Origin of the sequence: Streptomyces halobius (assembly GCF_023277745.1) — a bacterium.
Lineage (GTDB): Bacteria > Actinomycetota > Actinomycetes > Streptomycetales > Streptomycetaceae > Streptomyces > Streptomyces halobius.
Genome location: NZ_CP086322.1, coordinates 1 through 25,143, shown reverse-complemented (window position 1 = coordinate 25,143; position 25,143 = coordinate 1). Strand labels below are relative to the sequence as shown.

Sequence of the window (25,143 nt, the reverse complement as noted above, 5' to 3'; positions counted from 1 at the left end):
CTACTTCCGCCGTGCGGGCCGGGTCGGCCGGGCCTGGGTTTCGGCTGCCGCGTCGAGCTCCACCTCGCTCAGCAACTGTTTGGTGATCCGCTCGGCGCCTTCGGTGACGGCGACCAGGGCGGCTTCGCGGATGAGGTGGGAGAGGCTGCCGATCCGCCCTGCGGTGCGGGCGTGGAGGTAGGCGGCGTGCTTGACCAGGGTTCCTGGGCGGTGTGCACGCAGCCTCAGCAGGTCCTCCATGGCCCGCACGAGGTCGTCCCAGACCGCCCGGTCCTGCTCGGTGGCATACGCCAGCGGTCGGTGGCGGAAGATCTTGAAACGGCCGGCGATCTGCGCCCCGCGCACCCCGCTGAGCAGTGAGGAGGTCTCGACGTCGATCGCGGAGTACACGAAGGTGGCCGGGATGCGTTCGCCGAGGTACTTGAGCTGGTCGGAGGTTTCCGCACTGGCGCGCCGCTGGGTGTCCAGGAGGTGGACGTCGTCGATGAGGACCAGCTGGGTGCCCAGTTCGCACAGCAGATCGCACACGGCGCTGGTGATCTGGGTCTGGTTGAGGCGGTCGGTGATGGGCATGCCGAGGAACCGGGCGAACTCGCTGACGAGCATCTTCGGGGTGGCGGCCGGCGGAACCCTGATGAACAGCACCGGTCTTCTGCCGTCCTGGCCGGGGTGCTGGCGGGCGTCGGCCAGCTGGAAGGAACGCCCGAGCGCCATCATCGTGGTGGTCTTCCCGGTCGTGGCCGGACCGGAGATGATCAAACCGCGCCGGGCGCCGGCCTGCTGGCGGCGGTTGACTAGCAGCAGCCGGCGTACGGCGGTGAACACGCTGTCCATGGCCGGGGTGCGCATGACAGCGAGTTCGGAGTGATAGTCCTCGCGCTCCGCCTGGGACCAGGCGGGGTCGTCGGCGTCGCGCGCGGACGCCGGGGCTCGGTGGACGAAGGTCTCCCATCCCTGCCATACGGTCGGAGGGGCCAGCGGGGCGAACCCGACGGCATCATTGGAGAGCGGGCTCACCATCGCAGGGATTCCTCGAAGGGGTCGTAGACCGTGACCTGGGGACGCCTCGGTGCAGGCACGTCGGCTTCCTGCGCCGCGCCGGTTGGGGAGTCGCTCAGTGGTGTGTGTTCAGTCGGCCAGATACTCAGAGCACCGTCGTTGGTCAGAGGCTCCTCGTCGTCCTCGCTGTCGTCGAAGACGTCCTCCCCGGGTTCATCGGCTTCCGCCTGCGACTGCTGGCCGTACAAGATCCCCCACACCGCACCATCGGTGCCGGCAGCACGGGCGCGGGCGGCGACGACCTTCTCCCGGCGGGTGCCATGTCCGGCGGCGGCGCGTTCCAGCAACTCCCGCAGGGCCAGCGCCAGGTCGTGTTCGTGCTGGGCGCGGTCTGCGCGGCGGGCGACGGTGCGCCTAAGGTGCTGCCAGGTGAAGTCGGTGAACGGGGCGTTGACCAGAGTGTGGTGGATCCACGGCACCGCCTCCCACCCATACCCGCGCGGCTGGTCAGGCTTCGGCAGACGCACCCAGACCTGGCCGGGAGCGTGCGGGTTGTAGTGGATCTCCCACAGGCCGTCCGCCGCCGGAGAGCGTTCACCGCGATAGGGATTGAGGACCTTGTGGTCGTAGGTGCGGTAGTCGATGCGGATGCCGTAGTCATTGATCTTCTGCCGCTTCAGGGGCATCAGCTCGATGTAGTCCTGGTGCCCCAGCGGCACCGGGACGTACCCGCACACGGCGACCAGTGCCGCCCACATCTCATTCGGCGACAGCGCACAGCGGGGCATCAGCGGGTGCCGCAGCCCGTCGTGCTCGCGCTCCTGCCACCCGCAGATGATCCACTCCTGGAACATCTCGGCCAGCTGGGCCAGCGTCCACACCGTCTCGCCCTCGGCATCCTTCCCGCGCTCGCCGGTGTGCGAGCCCGTATAGGCGGCTACATGCTGCGCGAACAGCGTGTTGATCGAGGAGAAGGTGCGCTCCACGTGCCCCTTGGCCGGACCGTTTCCCGGCGGTGTCGGCTGCACAGAGATGCCCAGCGACTCGCAGGCGGCGATGAACGAGGACGAGACGAACACATTGCCTTGGTCGACCACGATGGTCTGCGGGATGATCACCGGCCGCGCCGCAGCACCCTCCAGCCGGGCATCCATACTCAGCAGCCGCTCGTATGGGACCACCGAGCGTTCCATCGCCAGCGCCTCGGGCCAGGTGGGCCGCATCGGCGCCGGGACCATCATCTGCGCCAACAGCTCCGCCGCGTCCACACTGCGGGTCCCCTTCGCACGCAGCACCGCCGCACAGATACTGCGGGTCGCCACATCCAGCGCGATAGTGAGCTCCGGACGCTCCACCACCCCGTCATCGAGCACCACGAAGGCATCCAGCACGGTGCTGTCCATCATCACCAGCTCCCCGGGCCTCATCACCGTCGTCGGCACGAACGGCGGAGCCGGCCGCGCCGAGCGCCAGCGGCGTTGCCGCGCACTGCCCAGCAGCCCGTGCCCATCGGCGAGGGCGTGCACGAGCCGGTTGAACGTCGAGGCCGACGGCAGCGATACCACCCCCACGCCGTGCCGCTCGGCCAGCAGCCGCTCGGTGTAGACCCGAAGCCGTCCCAGCGTCCCGCTGGAGCGCCCCCGCCCAGCCTCCAGCACCTCCCCGCAGGGCGGCCACCACCCGCTCGTCCGCACGCCCCAGAACGGACCGCGGCCGGGTGGCCCGGTGGTCCACCAGCCCCCACACCCCGTCCCGGCGGTAGCGGGCCCGCATCCGCCGCACCGTCACCACGCTGGTCGGCATGCCGGCCGCCGACAGCTCCGCCGCCTTCGCCTCCTCCCGCTGCGCCAGCGTCCGAGCATCCGGGTCGTACTCCGCCCGCGGCGGACCCGCCGCACCGGACCCGCCCGGCCGCCCCGTCTCCACCTCCCGCACATGCCGCTCCCAGACAAGCGCCCGCTCCCGCACCGCCTCGGGCAACGACTCCAGCAAGCCCAGCGGCGGCACCCTGGGCACCCCCGGCGCATCCAGGACTTCGAACCCCGCATCGGCGAACAGCAGCGACAGCAGCAGCGCCGCTACCTCACCGTCCTCGGCGACCAGCCGCACCTGACCGTCAGTAAGGGCCGCCACCGTCCAGGTACGCCCCCCGAACCGCACCTGGCACCCCAGCCCCACCACCGGCCTGCCCGGCATCCCGCTGCCCGCCTTCACTCTGCCGCCTGCGCCCACACCGGCATCCGCTCATGCATCGCCGCCCCCAGGTCCGCCGCCAGCCGTCTCGCCCACAGGGCATGGAACAGCGCGGGAAGCACCACCAGCGGATCCCCGATCCTGCGTACGCCCTCCCACAGCGGCGCGGGCTCGGCGAACGCCTCCTGCAGCGCGGCAGCCAGCAACTGACCACCGTGGTACCGCGGATGCCGGTATCCAGCCAGCCAGGACACATTGCGCCGGTAGACCGGATCGACAGGCCCGAGCACCCAGTACCGCCAGCCCACCGCCCTACAGATCTCTCCAACCGCTGCAGCAAGAGACCGCTGACGCCGAGACAGCTCTCCCCTCCCTGTGCAGTCGGCGAGCATCCCCTGGCCATCGGCCAGCCGGAGCATCAGCTGAGGAGCATGCGCCCGCACCCCGCTCGGCGCATACCACCGCAGTTCCAGCGGCCGGGCGGTCAGTGAACCGCCCCGGGTGATGTGGAGGCTCGATTCCATGTAAGGATCAGAGTCATGGCACGTCCCTCCTCCTACCCGCCCGAGCTCCGCAAGCGTGCGGTGCGCATGGTCGCGGAGATCCGCGGTGACTACCCGACCGAGACCGCCGCGATGAACGCGGTGATGCAGAAGCTGGGCATCGGCTCACGCGAGACGCTGCGCAAATGGGTCAAGCAGGACGAGATCGACTCGGGCAGGCAGCCAGGGACGACCACCGAGGAGGCCGCACAGATCAAGGCCCTGAAGAAGGAGATCGCCGAGCTGAAGCGGGCGAACGAGATCCTCAAGGCCGCGTCGACTTTCTTCGCGGCCGAGCTCGACCGGCCACACACACGCTCGTAGCGTTCGTCGACGAGCACCGGGACCGCTTCGGCGGCGTCGAGCCGATCTGCACCGTGCTGTCCGCGCACGGTGTCAGCATCGCCCCCTCCACCTACTACGCGGCGAAGAAGCGTCAGGAGAAGCCCTCCGCCCGCGCGGTGCGCGACGAGGTGACAAAGGAGCTGATCACCGAGGCCTACGAGGCCAACTACCGTGTCTATGGTGCCCGGAAGGTCTGGCGGCAACTGCACCGCCAGGGCCACGCGGTGGCCCGCTGCACCGTCGAGCGGCTGATGCGCGAGCTGGGCATCGCCGGCGCCGTCCGCGGCAAGAAGGTCATCACCACCATCCCGGAGCCGACGGCCGCGCGGGCGCCGGACCTGCTCGACCGCGACTTCGTCGCGAAGGCCCCGAACCGCACCTGGGTCGCGGACTTCACCCACGTGGCCGCCTGGAGTGGCACCGTCTACGTCGCCTTCGTCGTGGACACCTTCTCCCGCCGCATCGTCGGCTGGGCCGCAGCCACCACCAAACACACCCAACTCGTCCTGGACGCACTGGAGATGGCACTGTGGCAGCGCGACCGCGACGGCCACCGACCCGGCGCAGGAGAGCTGATACACCACTCCGACGCGGGCTCGCAGTACACATCGTTCACGCTCGCCGAGCACCTGGACGCGGCCGGCATCGCAGCCTCGATCGGCTCAGTCGGGGACGCGTATGACAACGCGCTCATGGAGTCCACGATCGGCCTGTTCAAGACCGAGGTGATCAAGCCCCGGCGGCCGTGGAAGACGCTGTCGCAGGTCGAGCTGGCCACCGCCGAGTGGGTCGACTGGTACAACCACAGCCGCCTCCACGGTGAGCTCGGCCACATCCCGCCCGCCGAATACGAAGCCAGCCACTACCAAGCAACCACGAAACCCCAGGTCACAACCACCATCTGAGCTCTCTACCGAACCCGGGGCGGTTCATGTACACCACCGCACGGGAGGTCGACCGGATCGATTACGGCGTGGGCCATGAGGCGACCAAACGCCTGCACGGCTGCCTGACCATGCCTCTGCGCGGCCATCTACTTCCCGTTCATTGACGGTCGGCGGTGAACTCCTCGTCTGCTGCCCGCGCGCCGTCGGCCGCCTCACCGGGAACGACAAACCGCAGCAGTACCTCGCGCGCGTGCCCCGGGCGGAAACGGATATCAAGGCAAAGGCTGCCTCGGCCTGCTCGGCCAGGCCGCAGTGGGCCGCGATGGTCCTCGGTCTCGGCGTCGGCGCGTACGTCTGCGGCCGGTGCGGCGTGCCGCATCCCCGAGAGCAAGTCCTGCGAGTGGGAGGGGCTCTGGCCGCAGTTCTGTGAACCCCCAGGTCAGCGGCGGGACGGGGCGTGGTCTGCCGTGCTGCTCGGTCGTTTTGCGCCGTGGTGTGTCTTCGCCCGCTGACATGTGTGCCGGGCTGTCTGTGGCTGCCTTGGTGCGGCGGTAGATGTCGGCTTCGTTGACGTGTGTGAATCGCGTGTGCGCATCGGTTGTGGTGTGTGCGGGCCGGGTGCTGCGCGGGGCTTCCTACCATGTGTCTTGGCTGTGGGAAGTTGTCCGTCGCGTCGGGTGGTCCGGGGGGAAGTCGGCCTGGTGTCAGGCGAGTTGAATACTGTCTAACTTGTTGCGAAGTTAGTCGGCCGAGTGGTAACTTCACAACAAGTTGAAGAGTATTTCTGGAGGGTGGGCGGGTGCTGCAGATTCAGATCGGTGCTGAGCGAGCCGCGGATGCGGATGACTGGCTGGAGCGGTCCACTCTGGGGTGGCGTCCGGGTATGAGTGAGGACGAGGCATGGGAGGCCGGCCGGGGCGTGTGGAAGTTCAACGCTGACCGGGCCTTGTCCCAAGGGGAAGTGCAGATCATCAACACTGAGGGCATGGTTCTCGCGGTCGCGAAGATCACTGGGATCTCCAAGTGCGGAGACCGCTACGCCCTCGAAGGCGACCTCCTGCGCGGCGATCCGCGCGTCGGCCGGTCCACTCCCAGCCCGCATCTGTCCCGCAACCCTGTCACCTACATCTGAAAGGGGGCGGCCTGGTGAGTGACTTCGACGCGATCGACTCGCTGCTCGCCTCGGTCGGTCCGCAGGCCGAGCTCCCTGCTGCCGAGGTGCGCCGCGATCTGCGGGAGCAGGCCCGGCTCTCCAAAGCGCAGGTTGCCCGCACGCTGGGGGTAAGCCCGTCCACGGTCACCGGTTGGGAGGATGGCCGGGAACCGGTTGGCGAGGTCCGCACCAAGTACGCCTACCTGTTGGACGGCTTGGGCGCCAAGCTCACCACCGGGACTGGGACCGGGGCCGGGAAGGTGCCATCTGCTGAGCAGCCCGCGGTGCCGCAGCGCACGGCGGCAGCCGACGCCTGCCGGCCTGTGCCGGAGCCTGGCCAACAGGACGGGGATGAGGTGGAGATGCTCGCCGCACCGGAGCCGTGTGTGCTGTGCGGCCGCCCGGCCAAGCAGCGGGTGGCAGGGTTCGCACAGCACCTGAACGCGGCCGACTGCCAGCCCGCTACCGCCGACGAAACCCCGGCATCCACGTCCACCGCCGTACCAGGTACGCCAACGGCAAAGTCGCCGCCGCGTCCCGCACGCTCGGCACGTCCAGTGGGTGGTGGCGCTGAGCGGTCCAAGGGGCCGGCCCGGCGGGCCTTTAAGGAGCCGCCCAGTCCGGTCGACTTGGTCCACAGCGCTGTTCAGGGCGCGCTCGCTGAGCACCAAGGCGACGTCGAAGCAGCCACCGCAGCGCTGCGGAAGCGCGCGATCGGTGACGCGATGCGGCTGCTGGACGAGACCCGCAAGGGGGCGCGATACGACGTGATCGCTCACCCCTGGATTCCCGACATCCTCAAGAAGCAGACCTCCCGCGGCGCCGACCAGATCTGGGAGGCCCGTCCCAAGTGGTCCCGCCCTGATCTGCCGCCCGGTCAGCATGAGGTGACGGCGCTCGACATCAACGGCGCCTACCTGAGCGCCCTCAAAACCCACCTCCCGCTCGGACAGCTCGAGCACTCCACCGGCCTCCCGCACGACCGCCGCCGCGCCGGAGTCCACCTGATCACCCCGCCCGCCTGGGAGCACGAGGACGTGCTGCCGAACCCGATCGGCCAGCGGGACGAGCCCGGCCCGCTGTGGGTCACCGAACCGACCCTCCGCCTCCTGCTGCGGCTGTCCGGCCCCAAGTACGGGCTGTGTACGCCGCCGGAGATCCACGAGTCCTACACCTCCGGCGCCACCGAGAACCTCCTGGAGAAGTTCCGCATCGCCCTGAAGGACGCCCGCGACACCGCGATCGCCGCCGGCGACACGGTGACGCTGGAGTACGTGAAGGCGATGTACTCCAAATTCGTGTCCACGATGGGGGAGTCGAACTACAACCGGGAGCTTTACCGTCCGGACTGGATGCACATCATCCGCTCCCAAGCATTCGCCAACCTCTGGCTGAAGGCCTTCAAAGCCCACGATGAGGGTCTGGCCGTCGTACGTGTCATGGGTACGGATGAACTCCACGTCATCGGTGACTGGCACCGTGTCTTTCCCGAAGGACGCGGTGTTACCGAGGTCAAGGTCAAGGACGTGTACACCGCCACATCCGACACCGACACCGACGTTGCCGTGGGGGAAGAGCAGGAGTAATGCCGGAGAAGAATCTCGACTTCGGGAAATTCGGTGCCCGGGGCATCAAGGGCAGCGACGCCGTCGCGCGCAAGCTCGACGAACTCGCCGGCGGCATTGCCACCCCTGTGACCGCCAGACGCGGTCTGATGGCACGCCTGCACTACCTGACGAAGTCGGACAAGAGCTGGAATGCAGCTAAGGACGCCGGGCTGACGGTCACCGACCGCACGCTGAAGGCGTGGCTGGAGGGCAAGCGCCGCCCGTCGAAGGCCAACCTGGAACGCATCGACACCGCCTACCGCGCGGTGCGCCGCCGCAATGTCGCCCGCTACCTCCTGGCCCGCCTCAACCGCGACGGACGCGGCACCCGGGTGGAGATCCACCCCTTCAACCAGTCCCAGGTGCCGCAGCAGCTTCAGCGGGTGGTGGAGTACCGGACGATGAATGTGCGCCGCTGGGACAAGATCGTCGGCTCCTGGGCGGCCGGTGACTACCAGGGCCTTGACAACGCGTGGACTACTGACGTCCTGCCTGACCTGGGCAGTCAGTGGGGCCAGTACGAGTACGTCACCAACGTCGGCTTCGCCGCATAGGCACCCGTCACTCGGGAGGCGCAGGTCCCCCGCTCTCGTGGCGCACAGCGGAGAGCGTCGACGCGGGTGGAGCAGTTCGGTAGCTCGCTGGGGTGGGTGGGGCGGTTCTGGCCGGCGCGCCGTCGCGGAGCTGGGGTAGCAGGGGTACATCCGGGGTGAGCAGGGCACGGAGCTGGGGTTTGGGGAAGGCTTCTTGGCGCAGGACCAGGCCGTCGGTGAGCAGTTGTGCGGCAGGCGCGGCGAGGTGGGGCGGGAGCCAGGCCGCTGCAGTGCGTGCCTCGTCGGCGGTGGCAGGTGGGTGGGAGCGCGGCGGACGGGTGAGGAGGGCCTGGTAGAGGCCGGCTGCGGGCAGCAATGGGGGAAGACCGACGGCTTGTGCCCGGCGGCTGGTGTGCTGGGCGCAGTGCAGTCCGTCGATGTCGAGGTCTGCGTACATCAGCAGGTCGTCGATGGGGTGGTCGCGTTCGTGGAAGGAGGTCAGGGCGGTGGGGATGGAGGCGGTCAGTTGGTCGCCGGCGCCGAAGCCGAGCCAGCCGACCTGGCTGCGGTCGGGCCAGGTGCTGAGGATGTCGCGCAGGCTGGTGAACGCGGCGGTGTTTTCCACGATGAGCAGCCAGGGCGCGGGCCCGAGTTCGTACATGGCCAGCGGGGCGGGGGTGGGCTGTGCCCGCAGGTGTGTGGTGAGGTCCAGAAGCCCTTTGTCCACGAGGTGGTGGCGTTCGATGTCCTTGAGGCGTTTCTCGTCGCCGAACAACTGGTAGGAGCGGTCGGCAAGCGGGACGATCTCGGCATCCGGCTGGTCCCGCAGCAGGGTGTTGATGGGGCCGAGCAGCGCGTGATCGGCAGCCGTCAGCTTTATGGTGGTGGCGAAGTCCAGTTGCTTTACGTACGCCCGTGGTGCGGGCCGGCGGCGGGGTGGACGGGTGGCCTGGGTGCGCTTGACCCAGCGGGGCAGGGGCGGGTGGGCGCTGTAGTCCCATCCGTCACTGCCTTTGGGTAGCGTGGCCAGGCCGCGATTCTTCAGGGTCTGGGCGGCGTCAGCGAGGATGCGTCGGCGCCGTGGCGAGGTGGTCAGGCTGGAGTCGCCCTCGTCGGCTGCGGCTGCCAGTGCGTCGAAGCTGACGCGTTGGCGGGCCTGCCGGGCGAGGCATGCGGCCATGCGATCGGCGGCGCTCACCCGGCCTCCTCCTCGGGCATCTCGGCGCGTGGACCGGCTTTAGGGGGCAGGGCGCTGCGGCGCAGGAGATGGGCGGAGGCGATGCAGTCGTCGTCCTGAGCGCGGGCGACGCCGGCCGCTACGGCGTCTCCGTAGCGCTCGAGGATCTGGACGTAGCGTCGTTTCGTGCGCAGGTCCACGCCGTTGCGCATCCGGATGATGAGGGGGAAGCGGCCCAGTGCCGGGAGGTCGTTGGAGCCGGTGGTGTAGACGAGCTGGATGCCGTGGGCCCCGGCGACGCGGCGCTGCAGGTCGAGGAAGGGCCCGTAGTTGGCCTTTGCGAAGGGGTTGTCCAGGACCAGCGTGCCCACGCCGCCGGGGATGCGGCGGTCGCGCTGGGCGGCGCGCATCCGGGCGAGTGTGCAGTACAGCAGTACGGAGACCGTCAGGAGTTCGCCGCCGCTGAACTTCTGGATCACGGTGACGGATTCGCGTTCGACGGTGTCCAGGTTCTGTGTCGGCTTGATGATTTTCGCGACGATGTTGTCGCGGCCGCCGAGCGCTGCCAGGACCAGTTGTTTGGCCAGGGGCATCGCTTCGGGCAGGGCGCTGGCCCGTCCTGCGGCGGTGGCTGGCAGCGAGGCGATGAGCCGGTCGACCTCGGCGGACAGTCTGCGGGCCAGTTCGTCCCCGCGGGCGCGCTGGCGCAGTTCCAGCGAGAGGAACCGCTGGTTGGACCAGTTGCCCAAATTCTTGGGGAGGCGGGAGTGGCGGGCGACTTCTTCCACGCTGTCCAGAACTGCTTCGACGGTGCTCGCGCAGGCATCGACGACCCGGGCCTGGTCCTCGGCGGACTCGGCCAGCAGCGCGATGACCTGCCGCTCGCGCTCTTCGACGTCTGCTAGGAGCGCGGCCAGCCGTGCCGGTGTGGTCAGGTCCTGTTGCAGACGTTCCCGCAGCCGTCCGTCGACGACCGGCGTGTACTCCGGCTGGAGGGCGAGCCGTTCCACCTGCTGTACGTGCTTGCGGAGGGTGTTCTTTGCTTTCTCGAGGGCGCGTGCGGCCTGGGTGACCTCGCGCAGGAGGGCGTCCCTGATCCGTTCGGCATCCTGCGGCTGCAAGGTCTGAGCGGTCACGGCGGACAGGCCGTGCTGTTCAAGCAGGAGAGCGTCAATGGTCAGGTCCGCGTCGCCGTCGGCGCTCCGATCGGGTGGCTGGTGGTCGGCAGCCATACTCAGAGCACCGGCCGATTGCCGCAGTCGTGCGGAATGACTGCCTGCCAGATCGGCGCTGCGGTGGATCTTCTCGGCGTCCAGCCGCCGCACCTGGGCCAGGCTGCGGTCCCGTTCCAGAAGCTGTTCCTCTGCCTGCAGCTTCTCCTGAGCCGCCTGGGTACTGGGGAGGGCGAGCCGTTCCGCACCCGGGACGAGGTCCTCCAGCGCGGCGGCCGCCGCTTCGTGGGCTCGCGTGGCCTGCCGGTGCAACAGGCCCGCTTCGGTCTCTGCCCGCTCGGCCTTCTTGAGGGCCTCGGCGGCGGTGGCGATGCGGGCGGTGAGGCGTTCGGTATCCGCCGCGTCGGCTTGCTGAGCGAGTTCCGCCGCCCGCGTGCGTGCCGTGGAACCGGCCTTGACCAGTTTCTGGTTGAGGCCGTCGATGGCCGTCTCGGCGGTGGTGAGCCGCTGCTGCAGGGCGGTGTCGCTGATGCCGCCTCGCCAGTCCCGACGAGCCTGTCCCCAGCGCTCACGCAGAGCCTGCGCGCTTGCCTCGGGTACTGCAGCCGGACGTGCGGCGTCGATGACCTCGGCGGACAGCTCCTGTCCGATCTCTTCCACCCAACCGGCCCAGCGCTCCGCGCGCTCCCGGTACTGCCGAAGCGCTGCTTCCGCAGCCCGCTTGTGCTCCTGGGCGCTATGCCACCGCTTCTTCAACCCCCGTGCATCAGCCCGGTGTTCACGGACCTCGGTCCGGGCCCGCTGCCCCTGTGCTGCCCAGCGCTCCACCATGCGGGCCGTCTCCACTAGGGCCCGGATCTGGGGGAGTGCCTGTGCGAGCGCCATCAGTGCGCTCGTGTGGTGAGCGAGCCGGCGCTCCGCCTGGCAGCTGGCGTCCTCGGCTTCTGCTGCCTGCTGGGCCAGAGTGCTCGTGCGCTCGGTGAGCGTGTTCACCTCGTCGTCGAGTCGGCTGAGGAGCTCTTCCAGGGCGGCGCGCGCCCGCGTGCCGAATGCTTCCAGATGGTTCCGTAGCCGCACGATGAGGGCGCGATCGGCCTCACGCCGCACGGTGATGGTGGCAAGACGTTCTTCCAGGGTATCCAGACGCGCACTGACGCGGTGTAGTTCCTCCTCGCCGGCATCGGCTTCCAGGACCGAGGGGCGCAGCGGCAGGACCGCGATGCCGCCCGGTGGCTGGGACAGCAGGGCGCGGGCCTGGTCGTCGGTCCCGATGGCGATCACCGTGGACAGCGCGACATTGGCCTGCCGGGCCAGAGCCGCCACATCATCACCAGGCACCGGTCCGCAGATGACCACTCCGCCGATCAGATGGGGGATGGCCGCGAGGACTTCGTCATGCTGGTGGGCGGGTACGGTCTCACGTAGGAACTGCACCCCCGCTACCGCGTTGGCACCGCGCTCCCGCAAGGCAGCGACGGCCTGCTCGACTTCGTGGGGCGGCGGACAGAACCCGTCCTGGTCCAGCGCGGCGCGCAGCCGCTCATCCTCGAACGCCCGGGCACGCTCGGCGGCCAGTTCCGCGTCCGCGTCCGTTACCCGGTCGGTGAGCATCGCGATGAGGTCAGCTCCGACCTCATCCAGGTCCAGCTCACCTGCCGCATCCCCGATGCCCGCCAGTTCTCTCAGACGCGGCTCGCCGACCAGCTCTCGGCGTTCTTGGGTCAGCGTGTTCCACTGGTCCCATACCTGGTCGTGCCGCTGCCGCACAGCACTGAGCCGACCGGCGTACGACACCCGCTCCGCCGCGGTATCGCTGGTACGCTCGCGGGCCACCTCCAGCTGACGCTGTGCCTGCTCCACCTGTTCCCGGGCCGCCTCCTCCGCGTGGACGAGGCGCTCCAGAGCCTCGTGTGGCTCCTCCCGCTCGCTGAGCACGCCCGCGCGGCGGGCGGCCGCCAGCTCCGCCTTTCCGTCCTTGCAGTGGGCCTTGGCGGATGCAGCACGGCTCTCGGCATGGCCGGCCGCGGCCACCGCCTCCTCGTACCCTCGTTCGCACGTCTGGGCTTGTGCGGTGGCCGTCTCGAGCTCGGCACGCGCCTGGTCTGCCTCGCCCGCAAGTCGGGTGAGGCCATCCTCGAGCTTGGCGTACAGCGCGGCACCGGCCTGCTCTACAGCCTCCCGCAGCGGGGCCTGCTCACTATGGGCACGCGCCAGCAGCCGGTTGACCTGCCGCCGCTCGTCCTCCCGGTCCGCCAGCTCCAGGAGCAAGGGGACCGCCTGCCAGGCCGTGTGCTCCCGCCCCGCGGCACCGACTGCCTCAAATCGCGTGGCATGCTCCCCTTCGCAATCGCTCACCCGCAGTCGTTCGGCTGCCTCCCGTACTGCGGCCACGTGCCGCTGCCGGTCCTCGACCCGGCCGTCGGCCTCCTGCGCCTCACGTTCAGCGGCTTCGGCGCGCTGTCGCAAGGAGGCCGACTCCTGTTCCTGGTGCTCGGCCTGGGCCTGGATGTGTTCGCCGGCGCGACGCGCGAGCCGGACCTGCTGGCAGAGCGTCTGCTCAGCGACGGCGACCTCAGCTGTGGCCTTCTGCACCGGTCGCAGCCGCAGGACCGCTTCGGCAAGGAAGCGTTCCTCCAGTTCACGCGCGGGCCGGGCGGCGAGTTTGTCGGCGTGTTTGGACAGCGCCGCACGCGCCGCTGTGGGCGCGGACGCATCGACAATCATGTCGATGAGGAAATCGACGAACTCCTCGACCGTGCGGAACTTGAACAGCTCGGTGATGCCGCCCTCTTCCTGATTCATAGCCTTCTGGATCTTGAAGGCCTGAGGGTCCAGACCATGGCTTTCCAGCTGCTCTTCCCACGTGTACTGCTCGTCTGCGACGACCAGCTGCAACCGGCGTTCCAGCTTGTACGCCGCCTCCAGCGCCTTTACGTACGCGCTCATGGTGAGTTGGCCGCCCTCGGCGCGCACCGGCAATGACTCCAGTTCCAGACCGCCGGGCTGTGGCCGCAGCAGGTACCAGCGGCGCTCCAGGCGTTCCCAGCCGCTGCTCAAGTCCGCCGGGCGCTGACGGTCGCGCCACTGATAGACCCCTCCGGCGAGCAGCACTGCGCCGGCCGCGGGCCGTTCGGAGTCCCCCCATTCGGCGATCACGTGGGAGACCTGCCCGTCAGGGACGTACTCGGCGAGCGACTTGGCCTTGAGAGCCCCGATGAAGTCCTTCTTGGCCGGCAGCAGCAGGCTGAAGAACAGCGAAAGCAGACTCGACTTGCCGCCGCCGTTGCGCAGCCACAGGATCACGTCCACCGGCTGCACGAGCCTGCCGTCGATGGAGCTCGGTCCGCCGGTCAGGTCCAGGACGAGCGATTTGAACCCGGCCGCACGGTGGCCGATGTTCTCCAGGCGGAAACGTCGTAGTTGGAGCATGAGTCAGTCCTCCTCGGCGAGGTGGGCGCGGCGCAGGTCGCACAGCACGGTGAAGGCCGCCGTGGCGGCTGCTTCTCGCACCTGCACGCGGAAGCGGTGGGCGAGCCGGTAGTGCCCAGGCCCGAGCTCGTCGGCGCCGTAGGCCATCCCTTGGTCCACCAGCCAGTCCAGCGCCTCTTTGATCACGCGCTGGGTGCTGGACTGCGACAGCTGTCGCGTCGGCGTCAGCTGGGAGGGCGGGAGTTTCGCGTACACGCGCCAGGCGGCCTGGAGCTCGGCGTGAGGCACCGCCAGGCCGTCCGCGTCCACGGCTGCTTCGCGGAGCCGGTCCGTGAGCCGCCGCAGGAAGTCGTCGACCTCAGTGAGCGAGGTCCGTTTGACGCTCTCTTCCTCCAAGTCCGCCGGGGTGGGGTAGGCGCGGGCCGCGATGGCGATGTGGACGAGCCCGAGGACGAGGCGGTCCTTGACCCCCAGCTTGGGGTGGTCTTTGAGACGGTAGGACAGCCACGAACCCTCCCGGGGGTGCAGGATCAGCCCTTCGACCTGGTGAGCTTCGATCAGGTCCATGTCCAGGCCGTCCGCAGCCGCGTCCACCGCGTCGCGGAACGGCCCGTTCAGGCGGTAGCGCTGCAGCAGATCCCGGTACTGGGGAATGCCCAAAGGCCGCAGGCGCGGCTGGCAGCCGAACCGCACCAACGCGGAGGCGTCGGCCAGGTCAGCCGGGGAGTAGACATACGCAGTAGTGGTCATGCCAGGACCTCCACGTCGTCCTCGGCGCACGTGGGATCGGGGATCAACGACTGGGCGGGGACGAGCAGCAGATCGCTGCCGGCGAGGGTGCCGAGATCGAAGACGGCGCCGTCGTCGAGGACCACCAGGAGTTCTCCCAGCAGGTCCGCCAACTCGTCCGCCATCGCCTCCTCCTCGTCCTCCTCGGGGTCCGGGGCGAAGGCCCGCAGGACACAGACGGCCAGCAGGTCGGCAGCCTCCACCCGGTGCGCCAGCGCCTGCTCCAGCAGCCGGGAGAGCCGTACCGGTGCACGCAGGGCTTCCATGAGCACGGTGCGGGCGATAGCGACGTCCTCCTCGCTGTACATGTCGAGTTCACCGGCGTCGTCGGCAATCAGCTCGATGTCCTCGTCGGGGCACGTCTCCTGTACCTCGCGCGCCGGGGCCAGCAACGATGCCCACCAGTCCCGAAGCCGCGGCCGGTGCGTGATCACCGGCCCGCCGGCCGCGTCGGCGAAGAGGATCACGACGGCCTCGGCGTCCTCGACACCGAGGCAGAGCACCGGCTCCAGTACGTCCTTCTGCATCCCCACGAGCGCCAGGCGCGGGGGAGGCCGAAAACGCTGCTCGGCCTGCGAGCGCAAGAACGCCGGACGGGCGTCGATGACCTTCTCCAGCAGCTGTGTGTGGCGCAGATGGGCCCGACCCAGCAACTGCAGGATCCGTTCGCAGGTACGCCGTACGTCCGCGTCCTCCACGTCGTTGCGGACCCCGCGCATGTACTCCATCAGTTCGCGCTCCACGCGATGCCGTTCACCGAGGTGTTCGCGGGACGCTTGCAGCAGCTTGGGCACGTCCTGACCCCAGTCCACCGCCCGCACATCGCGTTCGGTCTCCTCCAGTACCGCTCGCACCCGCTCGCAGTACATGAGGGACAGCTTCAGGCTCTCCGCTGCGCTCTCTTCCGCCCGGCTCCACCGGCCGGTATCCACCTGGCGGCGCAGCATCATGTCCTTCGCCGCCTGGACGTCCTCCAGGTCGTGGTCCAGCCCGGACAGCAGCAGGTTGATGGCCGGAGTCGTGGCCCGAAGCACGGCCTGGCCACGTCGACCGAAGCCCTCCTCCAGTATCCGCAGCGACAGGGTCACCCGGCTGTGCCCCTCGCGATAGTCGCTGTACGAGACGTCGAACTCCTCCCCGTCCTGCGCGTCATTCAGCAGCTCACGCAGGACGAACCGGGCCACCGCCAGGTGCTCCGAGGCATCCCGTTCGGGCGCCGCTGACGCCGCCAGAGAGGCAAGGAACTCCACCACCTCCTCGGTGGTTGCTTCCGCCTCCATCTCCTGACGGCTCACCACCGCTTCCAGCGCAGCCAGGGCGAGCGTGCGGGGGTCGTAGCGATCACGGGGGAACCGTTGCCACGCCTGCCTCTGATCGATCCGGTGCAACGGTGCTCCGCGGGCCAGGACTGAGCTGCGCCGGACGAAGCCAGCCTCGGCCACCAGCGCGTGCCACTCGTCAATACCGTCGGGGACTGGCGGTGCCGAGGCGAGCAGCCGCCGTTCCTCCCGGTCCAGCAGGGCCTGGACCATCGGGTCGAAGTCGTGATCCTCCGCACGGTTCGAGCCGTCGAGGAACGCCTTGTGTTCTGTCATGCCGTCAGTGCAGCAGTCAGCACTGACAAAACATACGAAAAGAGGCTATTTGGCCACCCATGCGGATCGCGACCAAACGGATGAAAACGACCCCTCTGGCATCGGAAGCCAGGCCGGCAACGCAACGACCTGCAACGCGCCCACCCCCAGTCCCTCCCCCACCGCGCGCTCCAAACCAGCGTGTGGCGAGCGCGTCAGGACCGTACGGCGCCGCTCGGTGAGCCGGATGTTGCCGATCACCCTGCCGAGCCCTCACTGCTGTGAAGACGGCCCGCCGGGCTGCCTTCCGGCGGTTCAATGCCGGCATGACAGGCGGAGACAAGGCGGGGACCGATGGTTAGTGCCCGAGACCGAGGGAGACAGCGCGGGCAGGCCGGAGGCGGAGTAGCAGCCGGGATGACAGGCTCACCTGAAACGGAAAACCCTTACCAGGAAACCACCCGGTTTGGCAGGTGAAGGCTACATTTCCGCAGCCGTCATTCCCAACTGCCAGGGAAGGTAAGAGCGTTGGTCCAAAGAACCAGTTCCGGACGCGATGCGGTTGTGGCCCACGGCCAGCACCAGGCGGTGACGGCCCGCCGGACGCGCCGGGTCGTCCATCACCTTTTCCATCCCCTTCAGCCACCGAGCACGCCCCACAGCATCCCGTTGCCCGATGCGTTCGAAGCCCAGCATGGCGCGCGCGAGTTCCGCCGCCTCCGGGTAGATCACCAGCGGTGCCGCCCGTACCTCCCGGGCTCCCAGCCCGGCCGCCCAGGCCCGCTGCACCCAGCGCGTGGTGTCCGGCATCCGCGTCCACCAGTGGACCGCGACCTGGAAAGCGTCGGCGAACAGCTCTTCGCCAGCCGGCCCCAGGCGTGCGGCGAGCCGCCGACGCGAGCGGTGCGCCTCCACCACCTCCTCAATCCGCGCCAGCCGCACGAACTCCGGATCATGGCTGCGGGGTCATCACACCAGTACGCGTGGCGTCCACAGACCTGCCAGCTGTCCGGCGACATCAGCCATGCCGCCTCACCGATTCCGCGGCCACGCGCGCACAGTGCGCAGTACCGCACGAGGTGCCCCGCGGGCGGCTCCCACGGCCACGTCCACACTGCCTCTTCTTGACCCGGCAGCAGCTGGGCTGTGCCCAGGCTGGGCAGGGCCCGCTGCAGAACGTCCGGGGGCCGATCGGCCAGAACGGCCAGGTAACGCAGCCCGGCCTCGTTCACGTACATCTCGGTGTACTGCGGGCACTTCTCCACCTGCGCAGGATCCGCGGACGCCTTGCCCTGCCCGACCCGGTCCAGGAAAGCCCGCCAGGCCCAGTCCGTTCCGGTGCGCAAGCCGTGTCAGCTCCGGGTCTCCCGCTGGGGGTGCCGCCCGCAGGCCGCCCTGCCCGGCTGCCGGGGCTCACATGTCGCATGCGGGCTGTCCCAGCTGCCAGGGCAGACATGACGCCGCCCCCAGCACCTCGGTGGGCTGTGCCACCTGCGTATGGCCGGGCGACAGCCGCAGCTCCTGCGGCAGGCCGACGCCCGACGCGGGCCTGCGGCTGCGCTCGCCGGCGGCCTCGGACGTAGCGGCGGCGGGGACGCTGTGCCGCTGCAGCCAGTCCATCAACGCCCATCGGCCGACCGGGAAGTCGACACCCCACTGGTCCATCTGCTCCCGCATCTGATCCATCCACCGGGTGCGGGCCTGCCCGTCGCGCTTGTTGGCGTGCTCGAAGGCGGCCAGGTGGGCGGCCACGGCCGCCGCCTCCGGCATCAGAACGAGCGGCGCCGTGGGCACCGCGTGCGCCCTCAGGCCCGCGTCCCGCGCCCGCTGCACCCAGCGTGGGGTGCCCGGCAGGTGTGTCCACCAGTGCACCGTGATCTGGAAGGCGTCGGCGAACAACTCCTCACCGGCCGGCCCGTATCGCCGGTGCAGGACCTCGCGCTCCCGGTGGGCTGCGATGGTCTCCGGCAGCAGCTTCAGCGACAGCCCCCACGTACCCCCGGTGGAGTCGCTGTCGGTAAACCGCAGATGCTCCAGGCAGACCCGCCAGCGGTCCGGGCTGATCATCCACACCGTCTCGTGCACCCCGCCGACGGCGGCGCACGTCCCGCACAGCGGCACCAGATGCCCCTGGCGCGGCAGCCACGGCCACGTCCACACCGGCTCCATGCCGGTGGTCGGCTCCAGCAGGTGGGCGGCCGTGCTCGGCAGATCCTCCTGCAGCGCACGGGCCGTGCTCCCGCACAGCACCGCCAGATACTCAAGCCCCTGCTCGTTGACGTACAGCTCGGTGGTGGAGGGGTAGGCCCGCACCCGCGCCGGATCCCGCGAGGCCTGCCCGAAGCCCACCCGCTCCAGCAGCTCCTCCAGCTGAAGTCCCTGACCGTGTGCCAGCCGGCTGACGTAACTGCCGGTCGACTCCCCCCGCACCGGCGGCACGTGCACCGGTAGCGGCTGCCGAGGGCCGAACAGCCATGCCTGGGCCGCCTGTTCACCCACCCCCTGCCCCCTCCCTGCTTGCTGGTGGCGGCCGCCACTCAGCAGCCCGGCGCCTGTCATGCTGCGCCGTCTCCGTGTTGTCGAACCCTCCTCACCGGTCCAATACGCCAGAAAGGGTGAACTGGCCTCGAAAGGGCAACCGGCCACCATATCCGCGCTGACCATGAGATTCCCGGTACATGATCACGAGGGGGAGACCGGTGCTCGGGACCGCATCCGAAGACCAGCTCACCGAAGACCAGGAAGATCCGTTCGTCACCCCGCTGCGTGGCCACCAGGCCATCGCCGTCCGTAACGCCGTCTCCGCGTTCCTCGACCACTACGCCCGCGCCAGCGTCGTGATGGCCACCGGCACCGGAAAGACCCACGTCGCCCTCCACGTCGCCCACCGCATCGCCCCGCACGGCAATGTGATCTCTTCGCCCCCAACATCCAACTGCTCTACCAGACCGCACAAGTCTGGCATCGCGAGGGCCGCCGGGGGCTGTACCTGACCGTCTGCTGGGAGGACGGCGGCGGCACGGTGCCCGGCGGTCTCCTGCGCGTCACCTCGGCCGAGGAACTGGCCCACCACGCCGCCCGGGCAGCAGCCTTCGGGCCGCTGAACGTCTTTTGCACCTATCACTCGCAGGCGAAGGTCGAAGAGGCCCACCGGGAGCATCACCTCGCCCGCTGGGACCTCATGATCTGCGACGAAGCCCACCGGACCGCCGGCGACGGCAACAAAGCCTGGGCGCACGTCCTGGACGATGCGCTCATCCCCGCCCGCTACCGCCTCCACATGACCGCCACCCCCCGCGTTCTGGCCCCCGACGCAGGCGAGGACATCCTCGGCTCCATGGACGACCCGCGTCTGTACGGGCCCGTCGTCTACCGCCTCTCCCTGGCCGAAGCGATCGCCCAAGGACTCCTGGCCGACTACGAGATCGTCGCCGTCGAAGTCACCGAGAACGACCTCAGACAGGCCCTGCGCAACCCCCGACGCATCGACGCCACCAGCGAAGGCCTACGCCTGGCAGCCGCACAGGTCGCCCTCCTGCACGCCCAGCACCTCTACGACCTCAGACGCACCCTCACCTTCCACACCTACATCGCCGACGCATCCGCCTACGCCGACACCCTCGCCGAGACCGCCGAGTTCATGCCGCCGTACATGCGCTGCCGCCTGGTCAGCAACGTGGTCCACAGCAGAATCCGTCCCCTCGCCCGCCGCGAACGGGTCCAGGAATTCATCGACACCCCCGCCCACGCCCCCGCCGGAGAGGATCTTCCGCGGCGGGCAGTGCTCAGCAACTGCAACTGCTTCACCGAGGGCGTCGACATCCCCTCCCTGGACTCCATCCTGTTCGCCGAACCCAAGAGCAGCCCGATCCAGATCCTCCAGGCCGTCGGACGCGCCCTGCGCCAGACCCCCGGACAAGGCAAGATCGCCCGCATCATCGTCCCCGTCTACCTCAGCCCGGACGAGCAGCTCGAAGAAGGCGTCAAAGGCACCAGCTTCCACCTGCTGCACCAGATCCTCATCAGCCTCAGCGTCTGGGACGAACTCGTCTTCGACCGCATCCACTTCCTCAACGGCGACCGCACCCTGCGCCCCTACACCCCCGCCCGCCCGCTGCGCGCCGACGAACTGATCGACCTGCTCCACCCCAAACACACCCCCGCCCCCAACCAGATCTGGGATGCCGCCTACGCACACGCACAGGCATTCCACACCCAACACGGCCACCTGAACGTCCCCGGCCGCTACCAAACCCCCGACGGCTTCTACCTGGGCTGGTGGCTGGGCACGCAGCGCAGCCTGAACCAGCACGGCATGCTTCTGCCGGAGCGTGCCGACGCCCTCGACCTGCTGGACATGCCATGGGAACACTCCCGCACCAGCATCGAGTTCACCCTCGACGTGGCGCGCGACTATGTAGCCCGGCACGGCCACCTGGTCCCAGCCCATGGCGAATCCCATGGCGGCATCCCCCTGGGCGCACGGCTCTCCCGGCTCCGCGCCGAAGCGGACCGCCGCGAACTGCCCTACTGCTACTACCGTGCCCTGAACGAGATCTACCCCTGGTGGAACAGCCGCTGGGACGAAACCGGGCAGTGGCGCCGCACCTACGCCGCCGTCGTGGCCGCCGCCCGCCGGAACAAGGTGCCCTTCCCCGACCACGGTTCCGAACAGGCCGAAAACCCCTACAGCGAATGGCTGGCAGACCAGATCGCCGCCCTGCCCCGCCTCACCACCACCCAGCACGAACTCCTCGGCCAGATTCCCCTGCGCCACCCTCTCGCCTACCTACTGCGCCGACCCCGCGGATACTCGGCCTGGGCCTTCCACAAAGGACTGCGGGAGGCCTACCTGTTCCGCCGCGCCCACCAGCACCTCGCCGTCCCCGCCACTTACCGAGGCAACGACCAAGGCGACCCGCTCCATCTGCGACGCTGGCTGTCCGAACGACGCCGTAACGTCACCCGGCTCACCACACAGCAGATCAATGCCCTTCAGGCGCTGGACATGCGATGGCGCTGACCCACCGACCGCAAGAAGACCGCCCCCACCTCAAACGACGAACGACGATGAGGAACGAGGAGCTGTGATGCCGGCCAGTAAACCTGCCGAGAAAGCCGAGGAAGAGACCGCAACCAGCGCTGTCCATACACACTCCGAGGCGGGCCGGCGTACACGATCTTCGCCGCCGTCCGTGTTGCTGGCGGACCCGAGCGATGTCTTGGCAGACGAGCTGTTCTACGCGACGGTAGAGGAATGTGAGGACTGCCGGACGGTCCTGCTCGACTGCGCCGCACAGGACGCGCGGGCGGTGAAAAAGCTGGTGGACTGGGCACTCTGGATCACCTCCGAAGTGCACGGCGGCCTTCCTGACGTACTCGTGGACCAAGACGCGCCCAAGGACACTCTTTTCCACCCCTCGGTCACCTTCCGCCGCCTTGCCCAGGGATACCGCACGGGTCAGACAAACAGTGCTCAGCACAATGTCCGCGGACCAGAGCAGCGCCGGGAGGTGGCGGATGACGCTGTCACCCTGGTGGCCGGACTCGACCGGTACGGGGCAGACTTCCTCTACTGGTAACCGCCCTCTTGCCAGACCGCACCTGATCCCAAGGCAACGATGTGTCAAGATCATGGTGAGGACAACCTGATGCCCACCGCCCCCAGCCCCACGAGCTGCTCGCCCACTCCGGCTCCCCCCGAACGCCGTACGCTGCGCCCTGATCACCGCATCGTCACCGCCGGGGTCAACAACGACCTGCAAACTCTCGACGACGCCTGGACCACCGACGTCCTTCCCGATCTGGTTCCCAGTGGGGCCAGTACGAGTACGTCTCCAACATCGGCTTCGCCGCCTGAACCATCCGCCAGCGGCCTTCCGCGGCAGGCCTTGGCGAGCTGCAGACGGTGCTCGCCTCACCGAACGGCCCTTACGCAGCCGGCTCGTCGCCGATCTGAAGTTCGTTCACCCACTCCTGGGCCGCCGCGAGGTTCGGTGCGGTGCCGACCACCTGGTAGGTGAAGTCGTCCCACTCCTCCAGGACCCGTGGCTCGTCGGGCCGGAGGTGGCCGGCGCCGCCGTGCACCGGACGGTGACGGCGGTAGATGTCCATCGGCGGGCGGCGGCGCTTGTTGTATGCGGCGAGCGGGTCGTCGGCGTTAACGCGCGGGACGGCGCGGGAGGGCTGGTTGGGGGGTCCGGGACGCGAGTGCTTGCCCATGCGCTCGATGGTCTCAGGCGGCGATCGTGGTCGGGCGTGCGGCGGCGAGATCCCGCGCCCGCGTTCGTACATCGTCGACGGCGGCGGTCTCGTACGGGCGGGCGGCGTCCAGCAGGGTGTTGAGCCGGGAGGCGACGAGAGTGGAGTCGATGCGGGCGGCGTCGTCGAGTGCCTGGTGGGCCGCGGCGGCACCCTGCTCGGCCTCGCCCTCGTCGAACAGCGCGGCGGCGAGCCCGACGCGGTCCATGACGCGGACGCGGCCGAAGCCGGGCTTCCTCAGCGTGAGGGCGTCTTCGAAGTGGATGCTCGCGGGCTGCTTGCTCCGGCCGAGTCCGGTGAGGTCGCGGGCGGAGACCGCGCGGGCGCCGGCGTGCTCGGCCGCGTCGAAGTACGCCACCCACTCGGGGATGTCGTCGCCGAGCCCGCCTGCCAGGAGCTCGTCGGCATCGCCAAGGTGCCGCTCGGTCTGCTGCTGGTCGCCGAGGGCCGCGTGCACCCGCCCGGTCTGCGAGGCGACCAGCGCCTTCGTCGCGGGCAGTGTGGCCTTCTTGGCGGCGACGCCGAGCAGGCCGAGGGCGTCCTGCGGGTGCCCGAGGTAGATCATCTGGTGGGACATGCGGGTGACGATCTCCACCCCGCGGTCGCGCTGCCCGGCCTCGCCGGCGGCGTACGTGCCGTAACTCCACAGGCGCTGGGCGATGCCGTAGCGGCCTGCGTCATGGCTGACCCATCCCGCGAGCGCCGCCAGGTTGGCGGTCGCCGCGAACACCCGGGTCTTCAGCGTCGGCGGGACGCCGTCCTGGATGCGGCGGGCGACCTCGTCGAGCTGGGCGACGATAGCCGAGCGCTACAGGGCGCCGCCCTTGGAGGCGTCGGCCTTGGTGAAGAAGGCGGTCACCTCTTCGAGGGCGGTGACGGTGTCGGCGTCGAAACCCTTGCGGTCGTGGTTCAGCGCGCGGGCGGTGCCGCCGAGCATCCGTTCGGCGGCGAGGATCAGCGGGGCGCCGAGGGCGAGCTTGAGAGTGTCGCGGCGGTTCATGAAGTCCATCTGCGTCCATCCGGCCAGGGCCTGGGCGGCTGCTTCGGTCAGCAGCGGGAGCTGGATGCTATCCAGCACCGGGCCGGTGGCCGTCAGGCCGAGATCACCAGGCGTGAGCGGCTGGCCGACCGCGTCGGAGAGGACTTCCGCGAGCAGGGCGGGCACCGGCGGGCGGGGCTTCTCGCCGTCGATCCACCGCCGGATGCGGGTGGCGTCCGGCGCGATCTGCCGGTGGCCTCGGGCTTTGCCCGCCGCGGCGATCCTCCGGGCGATCTCGCCGTGGGACAGGCCCGTCGCCGCGATCCACAGTGCCAGGTGCGGGTTGCCGGATCTGCTGCCATCGCCTTCTCGCCCTCCCCGCCTGCGTATACGGAGCGTGGCATTTTCGCCACGGTTCGCGACCCCTACGGTACTGGTCAGGGCCGGTGTCGGGCACCGATTCTGCTCAGGCGGCAGCCGCCCGGTTGACCGCTTTCGGCATGAGGGGAAGGGATTTCGCATGGCGACGCTTGCACCCGAGGCTCCGTGGGCGATGCGGCTAGTCACCGACCGGCTGCCGGTCGGCCCGCCGTCGTACGCGACGGTGACGCTGGACGCGTCCTCGCAGACCGCCCGCTACACCGACAGCGCCGGCCAGGTTGTGGAGATGGGCAAGCACGGCACGTCGAGGACGACCGGCACCGCGTCGATGTCCGGGGGCGGCGACGGGCAGAACCCGCAGCCGCAGGCCCAGGACGACCACACCACCGACTACGAGTCGGACTGACCGATGGCCTCCACCGTCCTGGTCGTCACCGCGCTGGAAGACGTCACCGCGGACTGGGTCATCGCCGCGCTGAACGAGCGTGAGGTGCCCGTCGTACGCGTCGACCCCCCCGCCGTCGGACCGGCCCTGACCTTCGGGTTCCGTATCGGCGTACAGTCCCCGGCGTGGGGCGGGCGGCTGCGCACCGGCAGCCGGGAGGTGGAGCTGGGGGAGGTGGCGGCGGTCTACTACCGCCGCCCCACCCCGTACGCCGCCCGGTACGAGCACCTGCCCCAGCAGCAGCGGGAGTTCGCCGCCGCCGAGGCGAGACACGGACTCGGCGGCGTCCTCAACGACCTGCACGGCGCGCTGTACGTCAACCACCCGTCCGCCGTGACCCGCACGGACTTCAAGCCCGCCCAGCTCCAGCGGTTCGCCGAGCTCGGCCTTGCGATCCCGCCGACCCTGGTCACCAACGACGTCGAGCAGGCACGGAAGTTCGCCGCCCGACACGGCCGTGTCATCTACAAGACGTTCCGCGGCCTGCCCCGCAGCGAGGACGGGCACACCGGGGCTATCTGGGCTCAGCGCGTCGATCCGGATTCCTTCGACGACTCGCTCGCGGTGACCGCGCACCTGTTCCAGGCGGAGATCCCCAAGACCGGCGATGTGCGGGTGACCGTGGTCGCGAAGAAGGTGTTCGCCCAGCAGATCGCCGCCCCGGACGGCGCGCTGGA

General features: G+C 69.5%; 22 protein-coding genes. 10 read left to right on the top strand and 12 right to left on the bottom strand.

Translation table 11 applies throughout. From position 1 onward, the window contains the following. Both K9S39_RS00115 and K9S39_RS00110 read right to left on the bottom strand, forming a co-directional pair. Positions 1-1,020: an ATP-binding protein gene (locus K9S39_RS00115; RefSeq protein WP_248861266.1), complete on the bottom strand. Its 1,020-nt coding sequence runs from the start codon at positions 1,018-1,020 to the stop codon at positions 1-3. Continuing rightward, positions 1,014-2,693, bottom strand: a complete 1,680-nt coding sequence (locus K9S39_RS00110) for a transposase family protein (RefSeq protein WP_248861265.1) — start codon at positions 2,691-2,693, stop codon at positions 1,014-1,016. The genes K9S39_RS00115 and K9S39_RS00110 overlap by 7 nt, the downstream gene beginning before the upstream one ends. 107 nt (positions 2,694-2,800) lie before the next feature. Here K9S39_RS00110 and K9S39_RS00105 point away from each other — a divergent pair, with 107 nt between their 5' ends. After that, positions 2,801-3,112 (top strand): hypothetical protein, encoded by a 312-nt coding sequence (locus tag K9S39_RS00105; RefSeq protein WP_248861264.1) that lies wholly within the window; start codon positions 2,801-2,803, stop codon positions 3,110-3,112. Between the two features lie 97 nt (positions 3,113-3,209). Here K9S39_RS00105 and K9S39_RS00100 read toward each other — a convergent pair whose 3' ends face one another. Beyond that, positions 3,210-3,716: a TnsA-like heteromeric transposase endonuclease subunit gene (locus K9S39_RS00100; RefSeq protein ID WP_248861263.1), complete on the bottom strand. Its 507-nt coding sequence runs from the start codon at positions 3,714-3,716 to the stop codon at positions 3,210-3,212. Positions 3,717-3,731: 15 nt separating this feature from the next. On the opposite strand from K9S39_RS00100, the gene K9S39_RS00095 reads away from it, so the two are divergent. From K9S39_RS00095 to K9S39_RS00080, 4 genes are all read left to right on the top strand, one after another. Continuing rightward, a protein-coding gene (locus K9S39_RS00095) for an IS3 family transposase (protein WP_248861262.1) occupies positions 3,732-4,984 on the top strand; the annotation gives its coding sequence in 2 pieces (ribosomal slippage) (positions 3,732-4,014 and positions 4,014-4,984; 1,254 coding nt in all). 781 nt (positions 4,985-5,765) lie between these two features. Beyond that, positions 5,766-6,098 carry a hypothetical protein gene (locus K9S39_RS00090; protein ID WP_248861261.1) on the top strand — a complete coding sequence of 111 codons (333 nt, stop codon included), beginning with the start codon at positions 5,766-5,768 and terminating at the stop codon, positions 6,096-6,098. Positions 6,099-6,112: 14 nt separating this feature from the next. Continuing rightward, complete coding sequence (locus K9S39_RS00085; protein WP_248861260.1) at positions 6,113-7,705, top strand: helix-turn-helix domain-containing protein; 1,593 nt, start codon at positions 6,113-6,115, stop codon at positions 7,703-7,705. Next, positions 7,705-8,280, top strand: coding sequence for a transcriptional regulator (locus tag K9S39_RS00080; protein ID WP_248861259.1), 576 nt, complete (start codon positions 7,705-7,707; stop codon positions 8,278-8,280). The genes K9S39_RS00085 and K9S39_RS00080 overlap by 1 nt, the downstream gene beginning before the upstream one ends. Before the next feature lie 7 nt (positions 8,281-8,287). On the opposite strand, the gene K9S39_RS00075 is transcribed toward K9S39_RS00080, so the two are convergent. The 6 genes from K9S39_RS00075 to K9S39_RS00050 all read right to left on the bottom strand — a co-directional run bounded on the left by K9S39_RS00075 (position 8,288) and on the right by K9S39_RS00050 (position 18,959). Next, entirely contained in the window at positions 8,288-9,457 is a 1,170-nt protein-coding gene (locus K9S39_RS00075) for a hypothetical protein (protein WP_248861258.1), read from the bottom strand. Then, on the bottom strand, positions 9,454-14,037 hold the full coding sequence (locus K9S39_RS00070; RefSeq protein ID WP_248861257.1) for a hypothetical protein: 4,584 nt from the start codon (positions 14,035-14,037) through the stop codon (positions 9,454-9,456). The genes K9S39_RS00075 and K9S39_RS00070 overlap by 4 nt, the downstream gene beginning before the upstream one ends. A gap of 3 nt (positions 14,038-14,040) precedes the next feature. After that, a complete protein-coding gene (locus K9S39_RS00065; RefSeq protein ID WP_248861256.1) occupies positions 14,041-14,787 on the bottom strand; it encodes a hypothetical protein in 747 nt (248 codons plus the stop codon). Beyond that, complete coding sequence (locus K9S39_RS00060; RefSeq protein WP_248861255.1) at positions 14,784-16,421, bottom strand: hypothetical protein; 1,638 nt, start codon at positions 16,419-16,421, stop codon at positions 14,784-14,786. Before K9S39_RS00060 ends, K9S39_RS00065 begins: the two co-directional genes overlap by 4 nt. A 459-nt stretch (positions 16,422-16,880) precedes the next feature. Continuing rightward, positions 16,881-17,342 (bottom strand): hypothetical protein, encoded by a 462-nt coding sequence (locus tag K9S39_RS00055; RefSeq protein ID WP_248861254.1) that lies wholly within the window; start codon positions 17,340-17,342, stop codon positions 16,881-16,883. A gap of 471 nt (positions 17,343-17,813) precedes the next feature. Beyond that, positions 17,814-18,959 carry a TniQ family protein gene (locus tag K9S39_RS00050; protein ID WP_248861253.1) on the bottom strand — a complete coding sequence of 382 codons (1,146 nt, stop codon included), beginning with the start codon at positions 18,957-18,959 and terminating at the stop codon, positions 17,814-17,816. A gap of 140 nt (positions 18,960-19,099) precedes the next feature. Here K9S39_RS00050 and K9S39_RS00045 point away from each other — a divergent pair, with 140 nt between their 5' ends. The 3 genes from K9S39_RS00045 (at position 19,100) to K9S39_RS00035 (ending at position 21,982) form a co-directional block, all read left to right on the top strand. Next, the gene (locus K9S39_RS00045) at positions 19,100-19,393 is read left to right on the top strand and encodes a DEAD/DEAH box helicase family protein (protein ID WP_248861252.1); all 294 of its coding nucleotides are present in this window, start codon (positions 19,100-19,102) and stop codon (positions 19,391-19,393) included. 29 nt (positions 19,394-19,422) lie between these two features. After that, the gene (locus K9S39_RS00040) at positions 19,423-21,423 is read left to right on the top strand and encodes a helicase associated domain-containing protein (RefSeq protein WP_248861251.1); all 2,001 of its coding nucleotides are present in this window, start codon (positions 19,423-19,425) and stop codon (positions 21,421-21,423) included. Between the two features lie 67 nt (positions 21,424-21,490). Further along, on the top strand, positions 21,491-21,982 hold the full coding sequence (locus K9S39_RS00035) for a hypothetical protein (RefSeq protein ID WP_248868539.1): 492 nt from the start codon (positions 21,491-21,493) through the stop codon (positions 21,980-21,982). A gap of 349 nt (positions 21,983-22,331) precedes the next feature. On the opposite strand, the gene K9S39_RS00025 is transcribed toward K9S39_RS00035, so the two are convergent. From K9S39_RS00025 to K9S39_RS00015, 3 genes are all read right to left on the bottom strand, one after another. Further along, a complete protein-coding gene (locus K9S39_RS00025; protein ID WP_248861250.1) occupies positions 22,332-22,622 on the bottom strand; it encodes a DUF6087 family protein in 291 nt (96 codons plus the stop codon). A gap of 13 nt (positions 22,623-22,635) precedes the next feature. Continuing rightward, a complete protein-coding gene (locus tag K9S39_RS00020; RefSeq protein WP_248861249.1) occupies positions 22,636-23,391 on the bottom strand; it encodes a hypothetical protein in 756 nt (251 codons plus the stop codon). A 78-nt stretch (positions 23,392-23,469) separates the two neighbouring features. Further along, positions 23,470-23,826 carry a hypothetical protein gene (locus K9S39_RS00015; RefSeq protein WP_248861248.1) on the bottom strand — a complete coding sequence of 119 codons (357 nt, stop codon included), beginning with the start codon at positions 23,824-23,826 and terminating at the stop codon, positions 23,470-23,472. Positions 23,827-24,160: 334 nt separating this feature from the next. On the opposite strand from K9S39_RS00015, the gene K9S39_RS00010 reads away from it, so the two are divergent. Together K9S39_RS00010 and K9S39_RS00005 are read left to right on the top strand one after the other, a co-directional pair. Then, on the top strand, positions 24,161-24,427 hold the full coding sequence (locus K9S39_RS00010) for a putative ATP-grasp-modified RiPP (RefSeq protein ID WP_248861247.1): 267 nt from the start codon (positions 24,161-24,163) through the stop codon (positions 24,425-24,427). Positions 24,428-24,430: 3 nt separating this feature from the next. Beyond that, positions 24,431-25,143, top strand: a 713-nt coding sequence (locus tag K9S39_RS00005; RefSeq protein WP_248861246.1) for an MvdC/MvdD family ATP grasp protein, incomplete at its 3' end; no start/stop codon positions are given.

Bases quoted from the DNA above. Each gene is read 5' to 3' on its own strand.
- K9S39_RS00115 (WP_248861266.1), bottom strand. From the start codon at position 1,020: ATGGTGAGCCCGCTCTCCAATGATGCCGTCGGGTTCGCCCCGCTGGCC.
- K9S39_RS00105 (WP_248861264.1), top strand. From the start codon at position 2,801: ATGCCGGCCGCCGACAGCTCCGCCGCCTTCGCCTCCTCCCGCTGCGCC.
- K9S39_RS00100 (WP_248861263.1), bottom strand. From the start codon at position 3,716: ATGGAATCGAGCCTCCACATCACCCGGGGCGGTTCACTGACCGCCCGG.
- K9S39_RS00080 (WP_248861259.1), top strand. From the start codon at position 7,705: ATGCCGGAGAAGAATCTCGACTTCGGGAAATTCGGTGCCCGGGGCATC.
- K9S39_RS00070 (WP_248861257.1), bottom strand. From the start codon at position 14,037: ATGCTCCAACTACGACGTTTCCGCCTGGAGAACATCGGCCACCGTGCG.
- K9S39_RS00065 (WP_248861256.1), bottom strand. From the start codon at position 14,787: ATGACCACTACTGCGTATGTCTACTCCCCGGCTGACCTGGCCGACGCC.
- K9S39_RS00060 (WP_248861255.1), bottom strand. From the start codon at position 16,421: ATGACAGAACACAAGGCGTTCCTCGACGGCTCGAACCGTGCGGAGGAT.
- K9S39_RS00050 (WP_248861253.1), bottom strand. From the start codon at position 18,959: ATGACAGGCGCCGGGCTGCTGAGTGGCGGCCGCCACCAGCAAGCAGGG.
- K9S39_RS00035 (WP_248868539.1), top strand. From the start codon at position 21,491: ATGCCGGCCAGTAAACCTGCCGAGAAAGCCGAGGAAGAGACCGCAACC.
- K9S39_RS00025 (WP_248861250.1), bottom strand. From the start codon at position 22,622: ATGGGCAAGCACTCGCGTCCCGGACCCCCCAACCAGCCCTCCCGCGCC.
- K9S39_RS00010 (WP_248861247.1), top strand. From the start codon at position 24,161: ATGGCGACGCTTGCACCCGAGGCTCCGTGGGCGATGCGGCTAGTCACC.